General features: G+C 63.5%; 17 protein-coding genes. 7 read left to right on the forward strand and 10 right to left on the reverse strand.

Annotated elements, in window-relative coordinates; all coding sequences use genetic code 11:
• Positions 1-161 precede the first annotated feature (161 nt).
• From astA to K6T12_RS07710, 7 genes are all read right to left on the reverse strand, one after another.
• Complete coding sequence (gene astA / locus K6T12_RS07680) at positions 162-1,202, reverse strand: arginine N-succinyltransferase (protein ID WP_222221117.1); 1,041 nt, start codon at positions 1,200-1,202, stop codon at positions 162-164.
• 61 nt (positions 1,203-1,263) lie between these two features.
• The gene (locus K6T12_RS07685; protein ID WP_222221119.1) at positions 1,264-2,520 is read right to left on the reverse strand and encodes a hydrolase; all 1,257 of its coding nucleotides are present in this window, start codon (positions 2,518-2,520) and stop codon (positions 1,264-1,266) included.
• 2 nt (positions 2,521-2,522) lie between these two features.
• Positions 2,523-3,749, reverse strand: coding sequence for an aspartate aminotransferase family protein (locus K6T12_RS07690; RefSeq protein ID WP_222221121.1), 1,227 nt, complete (start codon positions 3,747-3,749; stop codon positions 2,523-2,525).
• Positions 3,750-3,866: 117 nt separating this feature from the next.
• A complete protein-coding gene (locus tag K6T12_RS07695) occupies positions 3,867-5,942 on the reverse strand; it encodes a putative bifunctional diguanylate cyclase/phosphodiesterase (protein WP_222221123.1) in 2,076 nt (691 codons plus the stop codon).
• Between the two features lie 248 nt (positions 5,943-6,190).
• Positions 6,191-6,529 (reverse strand): P-II family nitrogen regulator, encoded by a 339-nt coding sequence (glnK, locus tag K6T12_RS07700; protein ID WP_222221125.1) that lies wholly within the window; start codon positions 6,527-6,529, stop codon positions 6,191-6,193.
• 256 nt (positions 6,530-6,785) lie between these two features.
• Entirely contained in the window at positions 6,786-8,057 is a 1,272-nt protein-coding gene (locus tag K6T12_RS07705; RefSeq protein WP_222221127.1) for an ammonium transporter, read from the reverse strand.
• A 35-nt stretch (positions 8,058-8,092) separates the two neighbouring features.
• Positions 8,093-8,431 carry a P-II family nitrogen regulator gene (locus tag K6T12_RS07710; RefSeq protein WP_222221129.1) on the reverse strand — a complete coding sequence of 113 codons (339 nt, stop codon included), beginning with the start codon at positions 8,429-8,431 and terminating at the stop codon, positions 8,093-8,095.
• Between the two features lie 278 nt (positions 8,432-8,709).
• Between K6T12_RS07710 and K6T12_RS07715 the strand changes: the two genes are divergently transcribed.
• Both K6T12_RS07715 and K6T12_RS07720 read left to right on the forward strand, forming a co-directional pair.
• Positions 8,710-8,967 (forward strand): accessory factor UbiK family protein, encoded by a 258-nt coding sequence (locus K6T12_RS07715; RefSeq protein WP_222221131.1) that lies wholly within the window; start codon positions 8,710-8,712, stop codon positions 8,965-8,967.
• Positions 8,968-9,006: 39 nt separating this feature from the next.
• A complete protein-coding gene (locus K6T12_RS07720) occupies positions 9,007-10,602 on the forward strand; it encodes a GGDEF domain-containing protein (protein WP_222221133.1) in 1,596 nt (531 codons plus the stop codon).
• Between the two features lie 13 nt (positions 10,603-10,615).
• On the opposite strand, the gene K6T12_RS07725 is transcribed toward K6T12_RS07720, so the two are convergent.
• Positions 10,616-11,053: a MerR family transcriptional regulator gene (locus tag K6T12_RS07725; RefSeq protein ID WP_222221135.1), complete on the reverse strand. Its 438-nt coding sequence runs from the start codon at positions 11,051-11,053 to the stop codon at positions 10,616-10,618.
• A gap of 98 nt (positions 11,054-11,151) precedes the next feature.
• On the opposite strand from K6T12_RS07725, the gene K6T12_RS07730 reads away from it, so the two are divergent.
• Entirely contained in the window at positions 11,152-11,829 is a 678-nt protein-coding gene (locus K6T12_RS07730) for a cation transporter (protein ID WP_222221137.1), read from the forward strand.
• Here K6T12_RS07730 and K6T12_RS07735 read toward each other — a convergent pair.
• On the reverse strand, positions 11,823-12,749 hold the full coding sequence (locus tag K6T12_RS07735; protein WP_222221139.1) for a LysR substrate-binding domain-containing protein: 927 nt from the start codon (positions 12,747-12,749) through the stop codon (positions 11,823-11,825). The genes K6T12_RS07730 and K6T12_RS07735 overlap by 7 nt on opposite strands.
• Before the next feature lie 149 nt (positions 12,750-12,898).
• On the opposite strand from K6T12_RS07735, the gene K6T12_RS07740 reads away from it, so the two are divergent.
• Together K6T12_RS07740 and K6T12_RS07745 are read left to right on the forward strand one after the other, a co-directional pair.
• A complete protein-coding gene (locus tag K6T12_RS07740) occupies positions 12,899-13,360 on the forward strand; it encodes an OsmC family protein (RefSeq protein ID WP_222221141.1) in 462 nt (153 codons plus the stop codon).
• Between the two features lie 80 nt (positions 13,361-13,440).
• Positions 13,441-14,952, forward strand: coding sequence for a YifB family Mg chelatase-like AAA ATPase (locus tag K6T12_RS07745; RefSeq protein ID WP_222221143.1), 1,512 nt, complete (start codon positions 13,441-13,443; stop codon positions 14,950-14,952).
• Between the two features lie 307 nt (positions 14,953-15,259).
• Here K6T12_RS07745 and K6T12_RS07750 read toward each other — a convergent pair whose 3' ends face one another.
• A complete protein-coding gene (locus K6T12_RS07750) occupies positions 15,260-15,742 on the reverse strand; it encodes an Lrp/AsnC family transcriptional regulator (protein ID WP_222221145.1) in 483 nt (160 codons plus the stop codon).
• 171 nt (positions 15,743-15,913) lie between these two features.
• Between K6T12_RS07750 and K6T12_RS07755 the strand changes: the two genes are divergently transcribed.
• Together K6T12_RS07755 and aceE are read left to right on the forward strand one after the other, a co-directional pair.
• A complete protein-coding gene (locus K6T12_RS07755) occupies positions 15,914-17,143 on the forward strand; it encodes a methionine gamma-lyase (RefSeq protein WP_222221147.1) in 1,230 nt (409 codons plus the stop codon).
• A 27-nt stretch (positions 17,144-17,170) separates the two neighbouring features.
• Positions 17,171-19,864: a pyruvate dehydrogenase (acetyl-transferring), homodimeric type gene (aceE, locus tag K6T12_RS07760; protein ID WP_222221149.1), complete on the forward strand. Its 2,694-nt coding sequence runs from the start codon at positions 17,171-17,173 to the stop codon at positions 19,862-19,864.
• The last annotated feature ends 17 nt before the right edge of the window (positions 19,865-19,881 follow it).

Below are 19,881 nucleotides of genomic sequence, written 5' to 3' on the forward strand. Positions count from 1 at the left end.
CGCTCAGCCACTGGCCGTTTATCCGCTGGTCGTTTAAGCACAACGAACGCGACAGGGTCATTGCGGCAGTCCCTCTTTCAGCGATCTCGGCCCGCCGCCATGGCCGCGCAGCCACTGGCCGTTTATCCGCTGGTCGTTTAAGCACAACGAACGCGACAGGGTCATTGCGGCACTACCCCTTTCAACGGCACCAGCCTGACCTGACCGCCGTCACCGACTTTCAGCGCCTCGGCCTGGGCCCGGCTCAGGGTGATCTGGCGGTGGCGTGCCTGCAGTGGCAGCAGGGCGCAGCGGAAATCGGCCAGGCCGGTGTTGGCGACCAGCATCAGCGGCGCGGCCGGGTCCTGGTCCGGGGCGGCCTGGACCCGCACCTTGGCGTAGTGGCTCTGCTGTACCGCGCGGATCGACTGCAGCGGTGCGGTCAGGGTCGGTCCGGCGTCGAAGATATCCACATACTGCTCGAAGCGGAAACCCTCCTGCTCCAGCATCCGGCGGGCCGGTTCGGTATTTTTGTGGACCCGGCCGATCACCTGCTGTGCCGGTTCCGGTAGCAGGTGGGTGTAGAGGGTGTATTTGGGCATCAGTTCGGCGATGAACGACTTCTGGCCGGAGCCGGTCAGGTAGTCGGCGGTGGAGTAGTCCATCGAGAAGAAGCGTCGGCCCAGCCCCTCCCAGAACGGTGAGCGGCCCTGTTCGTCGCAGTAGCCGCGCATCTCGGCGATCACTCTTTCGGCGAAGCGCTGCGGATGCTCGGCCATGAACAGGAAGCGGCTCTTCGACAGCAGGCCGCCGTTGTTGTCGCGCCGGAAGGGCTCGCGCAGATACAGGGTGCAGACCTCGGAGCAGCCGGTGTAGTCGTTGCACAGGTAGAGGGTGCGGAACTCGTTGTGTACCCCCAGCTCGCGGCAGGCGTGTACCACGGTGCCGATCCGGTAGTGATACCAGGGGGATTCCAGGCCGACCGCCGCGGCGATACCGCAGCAGCCCAGCACCTCGCCGCTGTCGCTGTCCTCCAGTACGAACAGGTAGAGTTCCGGGCCCGGCTGTTGCAATGGCTCGGCTAACGCCTGCTGGCATTGCTCGATCTTGCTGACCAGCAGCTCGCGGTTGTCCGGTAGTGAGGTGAAGCCGGGGCCCGATTCGCGGGCGATCTGTTGCAGGGTGTCCAGGTCGCGGGTGTCGATCGGCCGGATGACGTTCATGGCGGATCCTCCTTGGTGGCTGCTACGCGGATCGCCGGCCATGGGCTGGCACCGGCCCAACTCATGCCGGTACCTCGCCGCGGGAGGTCAGGCTGTAGGGCAGGCCGTGACGGGCCAGGTTGAGCAGCAGCAGGGTAGAGAGCCGGGCCCGTTCGGTCAGGCTCGGCAGCCGGATGAACTCGTGATCGCTGAGCAGCTCGCCGCCAACTACGCCGAGCGAATCTATGTTCGGCAGCCCGGCGGCGGTCAGGTTATTACCCTCGCAACAGTCGCCGGTGGGCTGCCAGCGCAGCGGCATATCCAGTGCCTGGGCGCAGCCGCAGACCGCCTGGTAGAGCGACTGGTGGTTCAGGTCCAGGTGCTTGGGCGGCCGTTCGAAGCCGCCGTTCAGCGCCATCCGGAAACCGTCCATGTTGTTGACCTCGGCTTTGAAGCGCACCAGGTGGTTGAGCACCCAATTGGCGTCCTGTTCGCGCTGCACCCGCACGCCGAACTTCAGCACCGCCCGCTCCGGCACCTGGTTGGTGCTGTCGCCACCCTGCAGCACGCCGACGTTGATCGCCAGCCCCTCCTGGGAGCCGTGTAGCGCATTGAGCTTGTCGATCAGGTGGGCCATCACGCCGATCGCGTTGCGGCCCTGTTCCGGGTTGCGGCCGGCATGGGCGCGGCGTCCCTGGATCACCACCGTGAAATTACCCGAGCCCTTGCGCTCGCCGGCCAGCGAGCCGTCGGCCAGCGCCGGTTCGAACACCAGCCCCAGTTGGTGGCGCGGCGCCTCGCGCTGCAGCACCGCCGCCGAGCCCGGCGAGCCGAGCTCCTCGTCCGGCGTCAGCAACACCGTCCAGCCGATCTTCTCCGCCAGCTCACTCTGCTCCAACGCTTCCAGTGCGGTCAGCATTACCAGCAGGCCGCCCTTCATGTCGGTGACACCGGGGCCGATCAGGGTGTCGGCGTCCTGGTAGCGGCATTGCTGGAACGGGTGGTCGGCGGCGAACGGGGTGTCGATATGGCCGACGCAGAGGATCTGGATCGGCGCCGTGGCCCGTTTGCGCAGCCGCCAGATCAGCCCGAGCGGGTAGCTCTGCTCACGTCCGGTCATGTCCTGGTTGCGCCAGGGCGCCGGCTGGGAGCGCTCCATGGCCACCCCGAGCCGTTCGGCGAAGGTGCCGGCGATGGTGCGGCCACAGTGGTTGACTCCCTCGACATTGAGGGTGCCGCTGTTGAGGTTGCACCACTGAATCAGCTTCTCCTCCAGCCGCGGCCGCTGCTGCGACACCCAGTCCAGCAGCGGCAGGTCCTGGTTCAGCAGGATCTTCATCGTCAGCCCTCCTCCCTGTCGGCGGCGATGCGCAGTGCCAGCGCCCGCTTCAGTCGCTCAAGCCCCAGCTCGACATCCTCCTGCGGGATGATCAGCGACGGCGCCAGCCGCAGCACATCGGGGCCGGCGATCAGCAGCATTACCCCCATCGACTGGGCGGCATTGAGCAGCTCCCGGGCGCGGCCCTGCCAGCGGCTGTTCAGGGCACAGCCGATCAGCAGCCCCTTACCGCGAATATCGCTGAACAGCGACAGTTCGCGGTTGATCTCCTGCAGTCCTTCGCGGAACCACTGGTGGCGCTCACGCACCCCCTGCAGCACGGCCGGGTCGCTGACCAGCTCCAGCACCCGTGAGGCGACCCGGCAGGCCAGCGGGTTGCCGCCATAGGTGCTGCCGTGACTGCCAAGGGTGAAGGCCGCGGCGATCTCCTGGTGGGTCAGCATTGCCGCCACCGGGAAGCCGCCGCCGAGCGCCTTGGCGCTGGTCAGGATATCGGGCGTCACGCCGTAATCCATGTAGGCGTAGAGTACCCCGGTGCGACCGACGCCGGTCTGGACCTCGTCGAATATCAGCAGCGCGTGGTACTGGTCGCAGAGTTCGCGGGCTCGCCGCAGGAAGGCCGGATCGGCCGGCAACACTCCGGCTTCGCCCTGGATCGGTTCGACGATCACCGCGCAGGTATGGTTGCTGATCGCCTCCTCCAGCGCCGCGATGTCGTTGTACGGCAGGTGCAGGATGCCGCCCGGCAACGGCTCGAAGCCCTCGCTGTACTTGGCCTGGCCGCCGACGCTGGCGGTGAACAGAGTGCGACCGTGGAAGGCGCCGCTAAAGGCGATGATCTGGTGCTTGTCGGGGCCGTAGTGGTCGTGAGCGTACTTGCGGGCCAGCTTCAGCGCCGCTTCGTTGGCCTCGGCGCCGGAGTTGGCAAAGAAAACCCGATCGGCGAAGGTGGCGGCGCAGAGTTGCTGGGCCAGCCGCAATGCCGGCTCGTTGGTCCAGACGTTGCTGAGATGCCAGAGCTGGTGGGCCTGTTCGCACAGGCTGTCGACCAGTACCGGATGGCAGTGACCGAGCACGTTGACGGCGATACCGCCGGCGAAATCGATGTATTCGCGGCCGTACTGGTCCCATACCCGGCTGCCTTGGCCGCGTACCGGTATCACGTCGCTCGGCGCATAGTTGGGCACCATCACTTCATCGAATGTCTGGCGGTCCACAGGGCGCTTCATCCCTTCCCCTCCCATCGCGAACTCGTATTGAGCACTTGATGACAGTGTAGACCGGGATCGGCATAAGCAACGCAGCTCAGCCGGGCCGCAGGTCGGGCGCCGGGCTGGCGGAATCTGTCACTGGCTGGGAAACACTGGGGTGAAGCGGTCGCGGTAGTCCTGACCGGCCCGGTAGCCGGTCAGGAACTGCTCCAGGCTGACCGGCGGACTGAACAGGAAACCCTGGCCGGTGGCACACTGCTGTTGCTGCAGGAAGGCCAGCTGCTCGCGGGTTTCGATCCCTTCGGCCACCACGCTGAGGCCCAGCTGCCCGGCCATGGTGATGATGGTGGTGGTGATCGCCATGTCGTCCTTTTCGGCCGGGATCTCCATCACGAACGAGCGGTCGATCTTCAGCACATCGACCGGCATCTTCTTCAGGTAGTTCAGCGACGAATAGCCGGTGCCGAAGTCGTCGATTGCGATGCGGATCCCCATCGCCCGCAGCCGCTGCAGGATCCTGGCTGCTTGTTGCAGGTTGTCCATCAGCACGCCTTCGGTGATCTCCAGTTCCAGGTAACGGGGTTCCAGGCCGGTCTGGTCAAGAATTTCGCTGATCTGGTCGACCAGCTGTTCGTCATCGAACTGACGGGCCGACAGGTTGACCGACATCTTCAGCGGCGGCAGTCCCAGCTGCTGGATCTGGCGGGCGCTGTGGCAGGCCTGTTCCAGCACCCAGCGGCCGATCGGTTTGATCAGCCCGGTCTGTTCCGCCTTCGGGATGAAATCGTTTGGCGCCACCACGCCCTCGGTCGGATGGCGCCAGCGAATCAATGCTTCCAGTGCCTGGACCCGACCGCTCTGCAGCGACACCTGCGGCTGGTATACCAGGTACAACTGGTGCTGCTCGATGGCGTTACGCAGGTCGTGCTCCAGGGTCATGCTGCGCCGCGCCTCGACATTCATATCCGGGCTGAAGAACTGGAAGTTGTTACGGCCGCGCTCCTTGGCGGCGTACATCGCCAGGTCGGCGTTGCGCAGCAGCGCGCTGCTGTCGGTACTGTCGAGGTGGATCAGGGTGATGCCGATGCTGACGGTGATGCGCAGTTCTCGAGTACCGATGCGCATCGGCTGGGCCAGTAAGTCGATCACCTGTTGCGCCTTGTGTTTGAGCCCTTCCAGTGTCGGCAGGTCGCGCAGGATCACCGTGAACTCGTCGCCACCGAGCCGGTACACGGTGCTGGGCGCCTCGATGCAGAAGCGCAGCCGGTTGGCGATGGTGGTCAGCAGAGTGTCGCCGGCGTCGTGGCCGAGGGTGTCATTGATCTGTTTGAATTCGTCCAGATCGAGCAGCAGCAGCGCCTGGTAGTTTTCGCAGGGCTGATGCAGTACTTCGCTCAGCTTCTCGCGGAAGTTACGACGGTTGCCCAGTTGGGTTAGCGGGTCGAAGTAGGCCAACTGCTCCATCTGCCGCTCGTGGTCTTTCATGGCGGTGATGTCTTCGCTGACCGAGACGATATTGACCAGCGTGCCCCGCTCGTCATGGATCGGCGAGATCGACTGCAACGCCCAGTAGTGGGTGCCGTTCTTGCGCCGGTTGTAGAGCGTGCCGCGCCACTTCTGGCCCGCCTTCAGGTTGCCCCAGAGTTCCCGGTAGGTGCTGTCGGAGGTGTTCTCGGAGCGCAGAATCGCCGGTGTCTGACCGCGTACCTCGTCGAGGTGGTAGCCGGTAATGTCGGTGAAGCGGGAGTTGGCATATTCGATACGGCCCCTGGCATCGGTGATCACTACCGCGCTGCCGGAGCTTTCCACCGCCTGGAACAGCTTTTTCAGCTCCAGGCCGTGGCGGATTTCGGTGGTCACGTCGACCACCAGCATCAGCGCCGCGCAGATCCGCTGCTGTTCATCGAACAGCGGGGTGACCGACAGGTGGGTGTGCACCAGCTGCTGTTCGGCGCCGACCAGGTCGACCCGCAAGTCGAAGGTGTCGATCTCGCCGGCCATCAGCCGTTCCAGGTCGGCGGCATGGCAGGCACGCTGGCCCTTGGCGGTCAGTTCGCGCAGCGGCATCCGCTGCAGCTGTTCGGCCCGGTAGCCGAGCAGCTCGGCCAGTGCTGGATTGACCTGCGCCAGCAGGTAGTCGTTGGAGATGATCGCCGCACCCACCGAGGTGTGTAGCAGGGGACGGAATACCGCTGCGATTTCCTTGTTCATGCTCTGCTCTGCTGCCCAGTCGTTGTTGTTGTTCTGCTGGGATCTGTTCCTGATAAGAGGCGCTGCTGAGCGGCGCTCATCCGCCGGGCCGCTCTCCCTGCGAAGCTGCAGTCAGTCGGCTGATTCTAGACAGGGGAGGTTGTTTTAAACAGCGAAGGTGGGCAAGGAGTTGAGCTTCGTCAACAAAGCACAAAAAAAGCCGCAGCAAGTGTGCGGCTTTTGTTTTTCGGTATCGTGCGCAGAGACGGTTAGAGCGCGTCCGGGCCGCTCTCGCCGGTGCGGATGCGGATTACCTGCTCCAGCGGGCTGACAAAGATCTTGCCGTCGCCGATCTTGCCGGTGTTGGCGGTGTTGGCGATCGCTTCGATCACCTGGTCCAGCATGTCGTCGTCGATGGCGACTTCGATCTTGACCTTCGGCAGGAAATCCACCACGTATTCTGCGCCACGGTACAGCTCGGTGTGGCCTTTCTGGCGACCGAAGCCTTTTACTTCGGTCACGGTCACACCCTGAATGCCGATTTCAGACAGAGCCTCGCGGACATCATCCAGTTTGAACGGCTTGATAACCGCAGTCACCAGTTTCATATCCTTCTCCCTAATTGGCAGCCTGTGTTATGCCTTGCGGCTACAGACCTGATGGGTTTTGTAAGTCAAAAAATTGCATCTAGTATACCCGGAATTTACCGGATACGCATGACGGGCCCAGGCACTTTGGTCATTTACTGTGCAGGGGCCCGTCGGTTCGATCAGTGCGCGGCCTGCGGCTTACCCGGCAGTGACGCATCTTTTTCAGCAGTAGTCGGGCTCCGGCGACTGGCGGTGTTGCTGCCAGCGCCGGTCATTACTTTGCCGAGGTGAACTCCGGGTATGCTTCCATACCACACTCTGCAATATCGACGCCGGAGTATTCGTCCTCTTCGCTGACCCGGATACCGACGGTCGCCTTGATGACCGCCCAGACTGCCAGGCTGGCGACGAACACCCAGCCGAAGATGCAGACGATCCCCAGCAGCTGTGCACCGAAGCTGGCGTCGGCATTGTTCAGCGGCACAGCCAGCACGCCCCAGGCACCGACCACGCCGTGTACCGAGATGGCACCGACCGGATCATCGATCCGCAGCTTGTCCAGGGTGACGATCGACAGCACCACCAGGCCGCCGCCGACGGCGCCGATCAGGGTGGAGGCCTGCGCGCTCGGCGACAGCGGGTCGGCGGTGATCGCCACCAGGCCGGCCAGCGCACCGTTCAGTGCCATGGTCAGGTCCGCCTTGCGGAACATCGCGTAGGCGGTGATCAGCGCGGCAATCACGCCACCGGCAGCTGCGGCGTTGGTGTTGACGAACACCTGGGCCACCGCGTTGGCTTCACCGACATCGGACAGCTTCAGCTCGGAACCGCCGTTGAAGCCGAACCAACCCAACCACAGGATGAAGGTACCCAGCGTGGCCAGCGGCAGGTTGGCACCCGGGATCGCGTAGACCTCGCCGTTCTTGCCGTACTTGCCTTTACGGGCACCCAGCAGCAGTACCCCGGCCAGGGCAGCGGCGGCGCCGGCCATGTGGACGATGCCGGAACCGGCGAAGTCGGAGAAGCCGGCCTCGCTCAGGAAACCGCCGCCCCAGGTCCAGTAGCCTTCAACCGGGTAGATGAAACCGGTCAGTACCACCGCGAACAGCAGGAACGACCACAGCTTCATCCGCTCGGCCACCGCACCGGAGACGATCGACATCGCCGTGGCGACGAATACCACCTGGAAGAAAAAGTCGGAACGGGCGGAGTAGTACGGGGCGTCGTCGCCGCCTTTCAGTACCGCGTCGACCCCGTTCTCCTCACCGATCAGCACGCCCAGGTTCGGCAGGATGCCGCCGGCGTCGGAGCTGTACATGATGTAGTAGCCGCACACCAGGTACATGGTGCAGGCGATGGCGAACAGCGCCACGTTCTTGGTCAGGATCTCGGTGGTGTTCTTGGCGCGCACCAGACCGGCTTCCAGCATCGCGAAGCCGGCCGCCATCCACATTACCAGCGCGCCGCACACCAAAAAGTAGAAGGTGTCGACGGCGTATTTCAGCTGCGTCAGGTCCGCAGCGGTAGCCTTCAGTAGTTCTTCCATTGGTCAGTCCTCCAAATGGGGTCGAATCGAATGGGTTACAGTGCGTCCTGACCGGTTTCCCCGGTGCGGATGCGGATAATCTGTTCCAGCGGACGGATGAAAATCTTGCCGTCGCCGACCTTGCCGGTGTGCGCGGCCGTGCAGATCGCGTCCAGTGCCCGGTCCAGCAGTTGATCGCTGACTGCCACTTCGATCTTCATCTTGGGCAGGAAGTCGATCTGGTATTCGGCACCGCGATAGAGCTCGGTATGGCCTTTCTGTCGGCCGAATCCTTTCACCTCGGTCAGTGTCAGGCCCGACACGCCGAGATTGGTCAGGGCTTGTCGCAGTTCGTCCAGCTTGAACGGTTTGATGACGGCGCTGATCAGTTTCATAGCCAATATCCTCTTGCAGTATCGGGGCGATGTTGGTGCATCCCGGGCCCGGCTGGGCTAAACGACCTACAGCGAATGCTGTGCCAATGTTGAAATGTTTTTTTTAATCAAAGGGTTAGCTGGAAAGTGCTCAATGGGCGGATGCTCGGGCGAGCAACGATGGTGCATTCAGGTGGCACCTTGGGGCACCGCTCTGCACGGTTTTGGTGCGCATTCTCAGTGGCGGACAAGCTGGTATAGTGTCTGTCAGAGACAGCTAACTTGCGTGGAGTCGATCGATGATCAATCAGAAGCTGATAGAGGGGCTTTCCGAGCAGTTTTCCCAGTTGATGCAGGGCCAGTCCGGCCTGCCCGGCCAGCAGGAGCTGCAGGCGCAGATCCGTAGTCTGCTGCAGGCCAGCTTCAGCCGCATGGATCTGGTTACCCGTGAGGAGTTCGATGCCCAGCGTGCGGTACTGGCGCGCACCCGCGAAAAGCTTGATCAACTGGAGCAGCAGCTCAGCCTGCTGGAAGACCAACTGGCCAAGCGGGATTAACGAGCCGGCGACGGCTGTGCGACAAGCAAGGAGGGGGCGATGAACGAACAGAACAGTCTATATGCCTGGATCGGTGCCGACCGCTGCTATCAGGCTGCCAGTGAGGAATTCAGCGCATACTGGCAGCTGGAGGAGGGCTTTGTCGGCCAGCCGTTGGCCGAACTGCATGGTAAATTGCATGGCAAGAAGCTGATCCAGCTGCTGGATAAAGCCGAGCGGCAGGGGCAGGCCCGGGTGGCATTGCGTACCGTCGGGCGGGGGGAGTGCTGGCAGGTTCAGGTCTATTGGAACCCGCAGCAGAACGTTTTCCTGTTGAGCATGCTGCCGGACCACCGCTTGATCAGTACCGAAACCCAGCCTGTTACCCCGGAGGGGGCCGGTGTACTGGTCGGTCGCGAGATCTTCCTGCAGCAGTTCCAGCAGCAGATGGAGCAGAGCCGTATCCGCCAGGGCAGCCTGGCGCTGATCTGCATCGACCTGGACCGCTTCCAGTGGATCAACGAGACCCTCGGCAGCGATACCGGTGACGAGCTGTTGTTGGAGATCGCCAGCCGCTTGCGTTCGGTGGTGCGTGAACACGACCTGGTGGCCCGTTTCAGCGGCGACACCTTCATCATGATGATACGCGGCATGCACAGCGCCGAGGATGCCGAAAGCATTGCCCATCGGGTGGTGGAGCGGCTCAGCCACGGTATCTATATCGACCGCCGCGAACTGTTCGTCAGCGCCAGCGCCGGGGTGGCGATCTTCCCGCAGCATGGCCGCGACGAACAGCAGCTGCTGCGTAACGCCGACCTGGCGATGTACGCGGCGAAAAGGGCCGGACGCAATACTTACTGCCTGTTTTCGTCGGCACTGGCCGGCGAGCCGCAGGCGGCACAATTGCCGAGCGACGATTTCGCCGCCGCGCTGTCCGGTAGCCAGTTCAGCCTGATGTACTGCCCGATCTACAACAACAGTCTGCACCGGCTCTGCGGCGCCCAGGTGATGCCGGGCTGGCACCACCCGCAGCTGGGCTGGTTGTCGGGCCGTGAGCTGATGCCGCTGGCGGTGGCCGCCAATCTGACCGATCCGTTCAACCAGTGGCTGATCGACCACCTGCTGGAAGTGCAGCCGCTGCTGCAGACCCTGAACGGCTGCCAGCTGTTGCTGCTGCGGCTGGAGGAGGCCCAGCTGACCTCGGCCAAGCTGATCGCCCAGCTGTCCGAAGCGATCGCCCGCGATGGCCTGGATGCCGGTGGTCTGGTGCTGGAACTGGATGCCGCGGTCGCGCTGGCCCACGATGGCACGGTGTTCGATCTGCAGGATCTCGGCTTCCGTATCGCCCTGCGCGGTGTCAACGCGGTGAATTGGGAGCAGTCCGGCATGCAGGATCTGCAACCCGACTGGCTCAAGCTGGATGCCCAGCAGGTGCAGGGGCTGAACGAACCGAGCAATCGGACCGCCGCGTTGCTCGGGCTGGCCGCGCCGACCGTGCCGCTGATGGCGGAGGGGGTCAACAGCGCCGGCCAGCTGACCCAGCTGATGACCCAGGGCTGCGCGCTGATGCAGGGCCGCTATTTCAGCGAACTGCTGAATATCGAACAGTTGGCCCAGTGGCTGGAGCTGGAGCAGAGCGGGGTGCTGAACTCCTGACCGCTTACCGCTCTCAACTCTCCCCATGCTCACCCTGGCACAGACTATGGTCGGCCAGGGTTTCCAATACCCGGCAGTGGCCGGCCTCACCGTGGTTGCAGTCGCTGAGCATCCGGCTTAGCTCCAGCTGCAGGGCTTGCAACTGCTGAATCTTGCGGCCAATCGACACTAACTGGCGCTGAGCGATCTGGTCCGCCTGCAAACAGTTCTCGTCCGGCCGGTCGGCCAGCTGCAGCAGTTCGCGGATCGCATCCAGATCGAAGCCCAGCTGTCGTGCATGGCGGATGAAACGCAGCTTTAGCCGATGCTGCTCGGTATAGCGGCGTTGATTGCCGCTGTTGCGGGCCGGTTCCGGCAGCAGGCCGATCTGCTCGTAGTAGCGGATGGTCGGTACCTTGCAGCCTGTCTCGCGGGACAGCATGCCAATCGAAAATTCGGCAGTTTCAGTCATCGTTTAATTTCCGCTTGAAGCTCTAGTTACTAGAGATATTAGACTTGTCCATATCACGGGTTCAAACAGTCAAAGACAACGGACAAGGAGCTAAGCGCATGGCGGGATGTTGTGGGCACGATCAGAACTTCGACGGTATGGATGCCGGTTACCGGCGGATTCTTTGGTTGATCATCGCCATCAACGGCACCATGTTCGGCGTCGAGATGGTGGCCGGCTGGTTGGCCGGTTCACAGGCACTGCAGGCCGACGCGCTGGATTTTCTCGGCGATACCCTGACCTACGGTGCCAGCCTGTGGGTGATCGGCCGGGCCCTGCAGGTCAGGGCGACGGTGGCGTTGCTGAAGGGGCTCAGCCTGAGCCTGATGGCGTTCTGGGTGTTCGGCAGCACCTTCTACCAGTTCTTCATCCTTGAGACGCCGGATGCGCTGACCATGGGCGGTATCGCCATCGCCGCCTTCGCCGCCAATATGGCCAGCGTGCTGCTGTTGATGCGCTACCGCAACGGCGATGCCAATGTGCGTTCGGTCTGGCTGTGCAGCCGCAACGATGCGATCGGCAACCTGGTGGTGCTGGCTGCGGCCAGTGGTGTCTGGGCCAGCAACAGCGCACTGCCGGACCTGATCGTGGCGTTTATCATGGCGGCGCTGTTCCTCTCTTCGTCGGTACAGATCATCCGCCATGCCCGCACCGAATTGCGCCAGGTACGGGCTCGTTCGATCCTCGATAACGGTGAGGCTGGAGCATCGGCCTGCAGTGGGCGGGACAGTCACTGACCAACCGAAGCGGCAGCTTCCTGGTCTCGTTCAGTCTTCAGCCATTCGATGAACTGCTGCAGGGCCGGGTTCTCCCAACTGTGCTCCGGCGCCACCAGATAGTGGGCGTATTTCAGCGGGGTGCCTTCAGCGGCGAGCGGCACCAGCTCGCCGCTGGCCAGCTCCTGTTCGATCAGGCTGCGCCAACCCAGCGCGATCCCCTGGCTGTGGCGGGCCGCATTGATTGCCAGGGACAGGTGGCTGAACCAACTGTGCTGCTGTTGTGGATGGGGTTGAAGGTTGTGGCGTACCAGCCATTCGCTCCAACTGATGCCGCCGGGCTGGTCTTCATCGCCGCCCTGGTAGTGCAGTAGCCGGCTATTGGCACTGCATAGTAGATCGAACGGGCCGCTGTAAGGCTCAAGCATTGCCGGATGGCACACCGGTACTGCCTGCTCGGTGAGAAAGAGTTCGCTGTGCAGGCCAATGGCCTGGCCGTCGCCGAAATGAATATGCAGATCGATCGCCTGCTGGTTGAAGTCGGCCAATCGGTCTTGGGCGATCAGGTGCAGCTCGATATCGCTGTGTAGTTGATTAAACCTCATCAGTCTGGGTGTCAGCCATTGCTGGCAGAATGATGGGATGGCCGCCACTACCAGCCGGCTTCGGTCACTGAGCTGGCACGCCTTGCGGACGCCCAGCCGAACCTGCTGCATCGCCCGGCTGGCATGCTGGGCCAGCTGCTCGCCGGCGGCGGTCAGTTGAATGCCGTGTGCCCTGCGCTGGAAAAGCTTAAGCCCCAATTGCTGTTCGAGCAGCTTCATCTGGTGGCTGACGGCGCTGGGGCTGATACAGAGGCTGGCGGCGGCCTTGCTCAGGCTTTGTTGCTCGGCCACTTCGGCAAAGGTCTTCAGCGCGGCGAGCGAGATATGCGGATTCATGGAATGCTCAGATATGAGGATTAGTTCACAGTATGGGTGAATTTATCGTTTGTCGCCGCCCCCGGCAATCGCCCAGAATGCATCTGGCTCGGCGCTGCAAGCCAGCTTGCCTGCGAAACCGAATTAGATGAACCAAGGGAGATGTGAAGATGTCCGAATACTTTGCCACCGTTACCTGGCAGCGGGATGACCAGCCGTTCACCGACAACCGCTACAGCCGTGGCCACAGCTGGCAGTTCGACGGTGGCCTGACGGTGCCGGCGTCCTCGTCACCGCATGTGGTGCCGTTGCCGATGTCGGTCGAGGTGAATGTCGACCCGGAGGAGGCGTTCGTCGCCTCGCTATCGAGCTGCCATATGTTGTTCTTCCTGGCATTCGCCGCCAAGCAAAAACTGGTGGTCGACAGCTATATCGATCAGGCGGTCGGGCTGATGGAGAAGGGCGATGATGGCCGGGTCCGCATGACTCGGGTGACGCTGCGGCCGCAGATCAGCTTCAGCGGTACCCAGCCGGCGCGGGCCGTGCTGGAGCAGCTGCACCACCAGGCTCATGAACACTGTTTTCTCGCCAATTCGGTGACCTGCGAGTTGGTTACCGAGATTATCGACTGAGCAAACTGCCAGTGGGCCATTGGCCTGAACCGGCCAAGCTGCCAGAATAACCGCAACACAATCTTCCAGGGACGGAAGTTATGTCACTCGCGATTATTCATACCCGGGCGCAGGTCGGTATCGATGCACCGGCCGTTACCATCGAAGTCCATCTGTCCGGCGGTCTGCCGTCTTTGTCGATCGTTGGCCTGGCCGAAAAGGCGGTCAACGAAAGCAAGGAACGGGTCCGCAGCGCGCTGCTCAACGCCGGCTTCGATTTCCCCGCCCGCCGCATCACCGTCAATATGGCGCCGGCCGACCTGCCCAAGGAGGGTGGCCGCTTCGACCTGGCGATCGCTGTCGGTATCATGGTCGCCAGCGGTCAGTTGCCGGCCGAACCCCTGCAAACATTGGAACTGCTTGGCGAGCTGGCGCTGTCCGGCCAGTTGCGGGCGGTGCGCGGCGTATTGCCGGCGGCGTTGGCCTGCCGCGAGGCGGGGCGGCAGCTGCTGTTGCCGCTGGATAACGGTGCCGAAGCGGCCTTGGCGCGTGGCCTGGAGGTGTTGCCGGCCGCCGACCTGCTCGGTGTGGCGCTGCACCTGCGCGGCGAACAGCGGCTGCCGAGCTGTGAAGCCGCGGGTTACGATCCGGAGCGGGCGTCACCATTGCCGGAGCTGTCCGACGTCAAGGGCCAACCGCAGGCCAAGCGGGCACTGGAGATCGCCGCCGCCGGCGGTCATAACCTGTTGTTCAGCGGCGTACCGGGCAGCGGCAAGAGCATGCTGGCTCACCGGCTGCAGGGTTTGTTGCCGCCACTGACCGAGCAGGAACTGCTGGAGGTGGCGGCGATCCATTCGGTGGCCGGCCTGATCGGCTCCGACCAGCTGCCGCAAAGTCGACCCTACCGTGCACCGCATCACTCCGCCTCGGCGGCGGCGATGGTCGGCGGCGGCAGCCAGCCGCGTCCCGGCGAGATCTCGCTGGCGCATTTCGGTGTGCTGTTTCTCGACGAACTGCCGGAGTTCAACCGCCAGGTGCTGGAGGTATTGCGTGAACCGTTGGAGACCGGCGAGATCCTGATCGCCCGCGCCGCCCGCCGTACCCAGTTTCCGGCCCGCTTCCAACTGGTGGCGGCGATGAACCCCTGCCCCTGCGGTTTCTACGGCGAGCCGGATAACCGCTGCCGCTGCAGCCCCGACCAGGTGCGCCGCTACCAGGGCCGAATCTCCGGCCCGCTGCTGGACAGGATCGACCTGCAACTGCGGGTTCCGGCGCCGACCCGCGCCGAACTGCTGGCCGACCATGCCGACGGCGAAACCAGTTTTCAGGTACGCCAACGGGTGGCGGCCGCTCGTAAGCGGCAGTTGGCACGGCAGGGCTGTGCTAACCACGCCCTGGCGGGGCCGGAGCTGGAACAGGCTTGCGGGCTGAGCGAAGCAGACCGCCACATGTTACTGGATGCGATCGAACGGCTGCGGCTGTCGGCCCGTGCCTACCACCGGCTGATGCGGGTCGCCCGCACCATCGCCGACCTGGCTGGCGAAGATCGGGTCGGCCAGCCGCAACTGCTGGAAGCGCTTAGCTATCGCGGCGGTTTGGGACTACCCGGTTAGTTCTTTCATTTAACGGTAACGGTTAATACCCTTGCCACCAGTGTTCCCTGTGGTGGTTCTTTCAAAACCCATGGTCTGTCGCCCGTAGAGTGGGCTGCTACGGGGCGCTGCCCCTGGTAGGAGGGGATTTATCCGCGACCTTTGGCTGTTCTTTCGAAAGCTGTAGTCTGTCGCCCGCTGCACCCAAGGGCATAAAAAGCGGATTGCTATGAAGCCCGGTCCATCGTAGCAGCGGGCTTGGCATGCCCTTTGGGTACCGACCGCGACTGAACCTCGCTGAAAATTCGCTACCGTTATTAACAGTCTGTTACTGCAGATGCCCCAGCGGCAATTCGGTGCGCAGCACCACCCGGCGCAGCGAGAAGCTGGTGCGGATGCTGGCCACGCCGTCGATCTGGTTGAGCTTCTTCAACAGGAAATGCTCGTAGTAGGCCATGTCGGGCATCACCACCTTGAGCAGGTAATCGGCGTCGCTGCCGGTGATCAGTGCGCACTCCATCACCTCGTCGAAACCGCGGATCTGCCGTTCGAAGTTCTCCAGGATACCGGTCGCCTGGTTGGTCAGGCTGACCTGCACGTAGATGGTCAGCGGCAGGCCAAGTGCCTCCTGGTCCAGCAGGGTTACCTGCCGGTCGATGATGCCGGCCTCCTGCAGTTGGCGGACCCGGCGGGCGCAGGGGGAGGGGGACAGGCCGACCTTCTCGGCCAGGTCCAGGTTGCTGATCGAGCTGTCGCGCTGAATCTCCGCCAGGATACGGCGGTCGATCCGGTCCAGTTTGATGGTTGGCATGAATCTCTGCTTTTTGTCGTTATTTTGGCTTTTCTAGCTAAATAGCTTTGTTTGGTCAATCGCTTATGCGCGAAAACACCGCAAATGCTGGAGTAATCTGTTTTTAATAAATGGAACCGTCGGCTCGCTCGCCGTTCCCGACGATTATTAAAAGAAGATCGAGAAGCAGCGATGAACAACAACAATAACCGCAACCCACAGAATTCCACCGCCAAGAAAGGCTTTGCCACCCGCGCAATCCACTCCGGTTACGATGCCCAGCAGCATGATGGCGCACTGGTGCCGCCGGTCTACCTGACCTCCACCTTCGCGTTCGACAGCGTCGAGCAGGGCGCCGGCCGCTTTGCCGGCGAACAGCCGGGCCACTTCTACAGCCGGATCTCCAACCCCACCCAGGAGCTGCTGGAAACCCGGCTGGCCGACCTGGAAGAGGGCGAGGCGGCACTGGCCACCGGCTCCGGCATGGGGGCGATCACCGCCGCTTTCTGGACGCTGCTGTCGGCCGGCGACCATATTGTTGCCGACACCACCCTGTATGGCTGCACCTTCGCCTATCTGGAACATGGCCTGACCCGCTTCGGCATCGAGGTCAGCTATGTCGACTGCACCGATCCGGCAGCTCTGCAGGCGGCGCTGACCGAACGCACCAAGGTGGTGTACTTCGAAACGCCGGTCAATCCGAACATGCGGCTGATGGATATCGCCGCGATCAGCGCCCTGGTGCACGATTATAACCGCGACATCAAGGTGATCGTCGACAACACCTACTGCACCCCGGCATTGCAGCAACCGCTGACCCTGGGTGCCGACCTGGTGGTGCACTCCGCCACCAAGTACCTGGGCGGCCACGGCGACCTGGTGGCCGGTGCGGTGATCGGTGACCAGCAGACGCTGGAGCAGATCCGCCTAGTGGGGCTGAAGGACATGACCGGTGCGGTGATCTCGCCGTTTACCGCGTTCCTGATCATGCGCGGCCTGAAGACCCTGGAGCTGCGCATGGAGCGTCACTGCCGCAGTGCCCAGCAGCTGGCCGAGATGCTGGCCGATCATCCGGCGATCGAGGCGGTGTACTACCCGGGGCTGGCCGATAGCCCGTACGCCGAGCTGGCCCGCCGCCAGATGAAGCTACCCGGTGGCATGATCGCCTTCGAACTGAAGGGCGGCCTGCAGGCCGGCGTAACCTTCATGAACCAACTGCAGATGATCAAGCGGGCGGTCAGCCTGGGCGACGCCGAAACCCTCTGCCAGCACCCGGCCAGCATGACCCACTCCACCTACACCGAAGAAGAGCGCGCCGCGCATGGCATCTCCGAAGGTCTGGTGCGGCTGTCGGTTGGTCTGGAAGCGGTCGATGATATCGCCGCCGATATCCAGCAGGCGCTGGCGGCCTTGTCGGCGTAACCGAGTTTGCGAGTCCCGGAGGCCCCGATGAACAGCCTGAACAATGCGACCGACATGGCGCTGGACGACGATCTGGCGCTGGAGAATCAGGAGTGGCTGGAAGCGCTCGACAACGTGCTCGACTACCAGGGTACGGAGCGCAGCCGCGAGCTGCTGCGGCTGCTGCAGGATCACCTGCTGCGCCAGGGGGTAACGCTCAGCGAAGCGACCCTGAATACCCCTTACCGCAATAGCATCCCGACTACCGAACAGCCTCGCTACCCCGGGAATCCCGAACTGGAACAGCGGCTGGAGAACATCATCCGCTGGAACGCGATGGCGATGGTGTTGCGTGCCAATGACAATGGCAGCGGTGTCGGCGGCCATATCGCCACCTACCAGTCGGCCGCCACCATGCTGGAGGTCGGTTTCAACCACTGGTTCCGCCAGCGCAATGCCGACTACGGCGGCGACATGCTACTGGTGCAGGCCCACGCCGCACCGGGGCTTTATGCCCGCGCTTTCGTCGAGGGCCGGCTCAGCGAACAGCAGCTGGCCAACTTTCGACGTGAACTGCAGCAGGGCGGCGGGCTGAGTTCCTATCCGCACCCGCGCCGGATGCCCGATTTCTGGCAGGGGCCGACCGCCTCGATGGGGTTGTCGACGCCGTCCGCGATCTACCAGGCGCGCTTTATGAAGTACCTGGAAAACCGTGGCCTGAAACCGGCCAACGGCGGCAAGGTCTGGTGCTTTATCGGCGACGGCGAGTCGGACGAGCCGGAGGTGCTCGGCACCGCCAATATGGCGACCCGCGAGAACCTCGACAACCTGGTGCTGGTGATCAATTGCAACCTGCAGCGGCTGGACGGGCCGGTGCGTGGCAACGGCAAGATCATCCAGGAGCTGGAGCGCAGCTACCGTGGCGCCGGCTGGAACGTGATCAAGGTGATCTGGGGCAGCGAGTGGGACGAGTTGTTCGCCCGCGACCGTGATGGCGTGTTGCAGGCACGGATGGACCGGGCGGTGGACGGCGACTACCAGTTCTACACCGTGTCCGATGGCCCGACCGTGCGTGATCACTGGGTGGACGGTGACCCGCGACTGGAAGAGCTGATGAAAACCCTCAGCGACGAGCAGATCCGCTGTATCCGTCGCGGTGGTCAGGACCGCAACAAGATCTTCGCCGCCTTCGAGCGGGCCGCCCGGCCGAGTGGCCGGCCGACGGTGATCCTGATGAAGACCGTCAAGGGCGACGGCATGGGCGCCTCCGCCGAAGGGCAGAACACCGCCCACCAGAAAAAGCAGTTCAGTGCCGAGGAGCGGATCGCCATTGGTAAGCGGTTCGGCATCCCGCTCGACGATCAGGCGTTGGCCGAGGCGCGCTTCTATCTGCCGTCGGCCGACAGTCCGGAGATGCAGTATCTGCACCGCCAGCGCCGGCAGCTGGGTGGCTACCTGCCGTCGCGTCAGGTCGAGGGTGCCGAGCTGCAAGCGCCCGACCTGAGCCTGTTCCGCCAGGCGTTGGCCGGTTCCGAGCGCGAACAGTCCACCACCATGGCGTTCGTGCGGATGCTGTCCAACCTGTTGAAGGATGCGCAGCTGGGCCGCTACGTGGTGCCGATCGTGCCGGACGAGGCGCGCACCTTCGGCATGGAGTCGCTGTTCAACCAGTTCGGCATCTACTCCAGCGAGGGGCAGAAGTACAAGCCGGTCGATGCCTCCAGCCTGCTGCCCTACAAGGAAGCCAAAGACGGTCAGTTGCTGCAGGAGGGGATCTGCGAAACCGGTGCGATGGCCTCGTTCATGGCCGCCGGCACCGCCTACGCCAACTTCGGCGTGCCGACCATCCCGTTCTACGTGTTCTACTCGATCTTCGGTTTCCAGCGGGTCGGCGACATGATCTGGGCCTGCGCCGACAGCCTGACCCGTGGCTTCCTGCTCGGTGCCACCGCCGGCCGCACCACGCTGAACGGCGAAGGCTTGCAGCACCAGGACGGCCACTCCCACCTGATCGCCCAGACGGTGCCGAACCTGTACAGCTACGACCCGGCGTTCGGTTACGAGCTGGCGGTGATCGTTCGCGACGGTATCGAGCGGATGTACCAGCGTGGCGAGAACATCTTCTACTACCTGACGCTGTACAACGAGACCTACCCGATGCCGGCGCTGCCGGAGGATCCGGCGCAGGCCGAACGGGTCAAAGAGGGGATTTTGCAGGGGATCTATCGCTATCGGCAGGACCACGGCAACGGGCCGAAGGTCCACCTGCTGGGCAGTGGCAGCCTGATGCAACAGGTGCTGCAGGCGGCCGAACTGCTGCAGGGCTATGGCTGCAGCGTCGATATCTGGAGTGTCACCAGCTATAGCCAGCTGACCCGCCAGGCCCAGGCCTGCGAGCGGCATAACCTGCTCAACCCGCAGCAGCCGCAGACCGGATACTTGGCGCAGCTGATGGCAGGAGAGCGGGGCCAGTTCGTCGCCGCCAGCGATTTCATGAAGGCACTGCCGAACGGTATCGCCCGCTGGCTGCCGGGCCCGCTGACTGCGTTGGGCACCGACGGTTTCGGTCTCAGCGAGAGCCGCGGCGATCTGCGCGACCATTTCGAGGTCGATGCCCGCTATATCGCCTGGGCGGCGCTGGCCGGCTTGTACCGCAGCGGCGAGTTGTCCGCCGAGCAGCTGGCGCAGGCGCGGCAGGCGCTGGCGATCCCGACCGACAAGGTTGATCCCAGCTCTTTCTGATACGGGTCGGTAGCGCG

Origin of the sequence: Marinobacterium arenosum, from assembly GCF_019795155.1 — a bacterium.
In the GTDB taxonomy this organism is placed as follows: domain Bacteria; phylum Pseudomonadota; class Gammaproteobacteria; order Pseudomonadales; family Balneatricaceae; genus Marinobacterium_C; species Marinobacterium_C arenosum.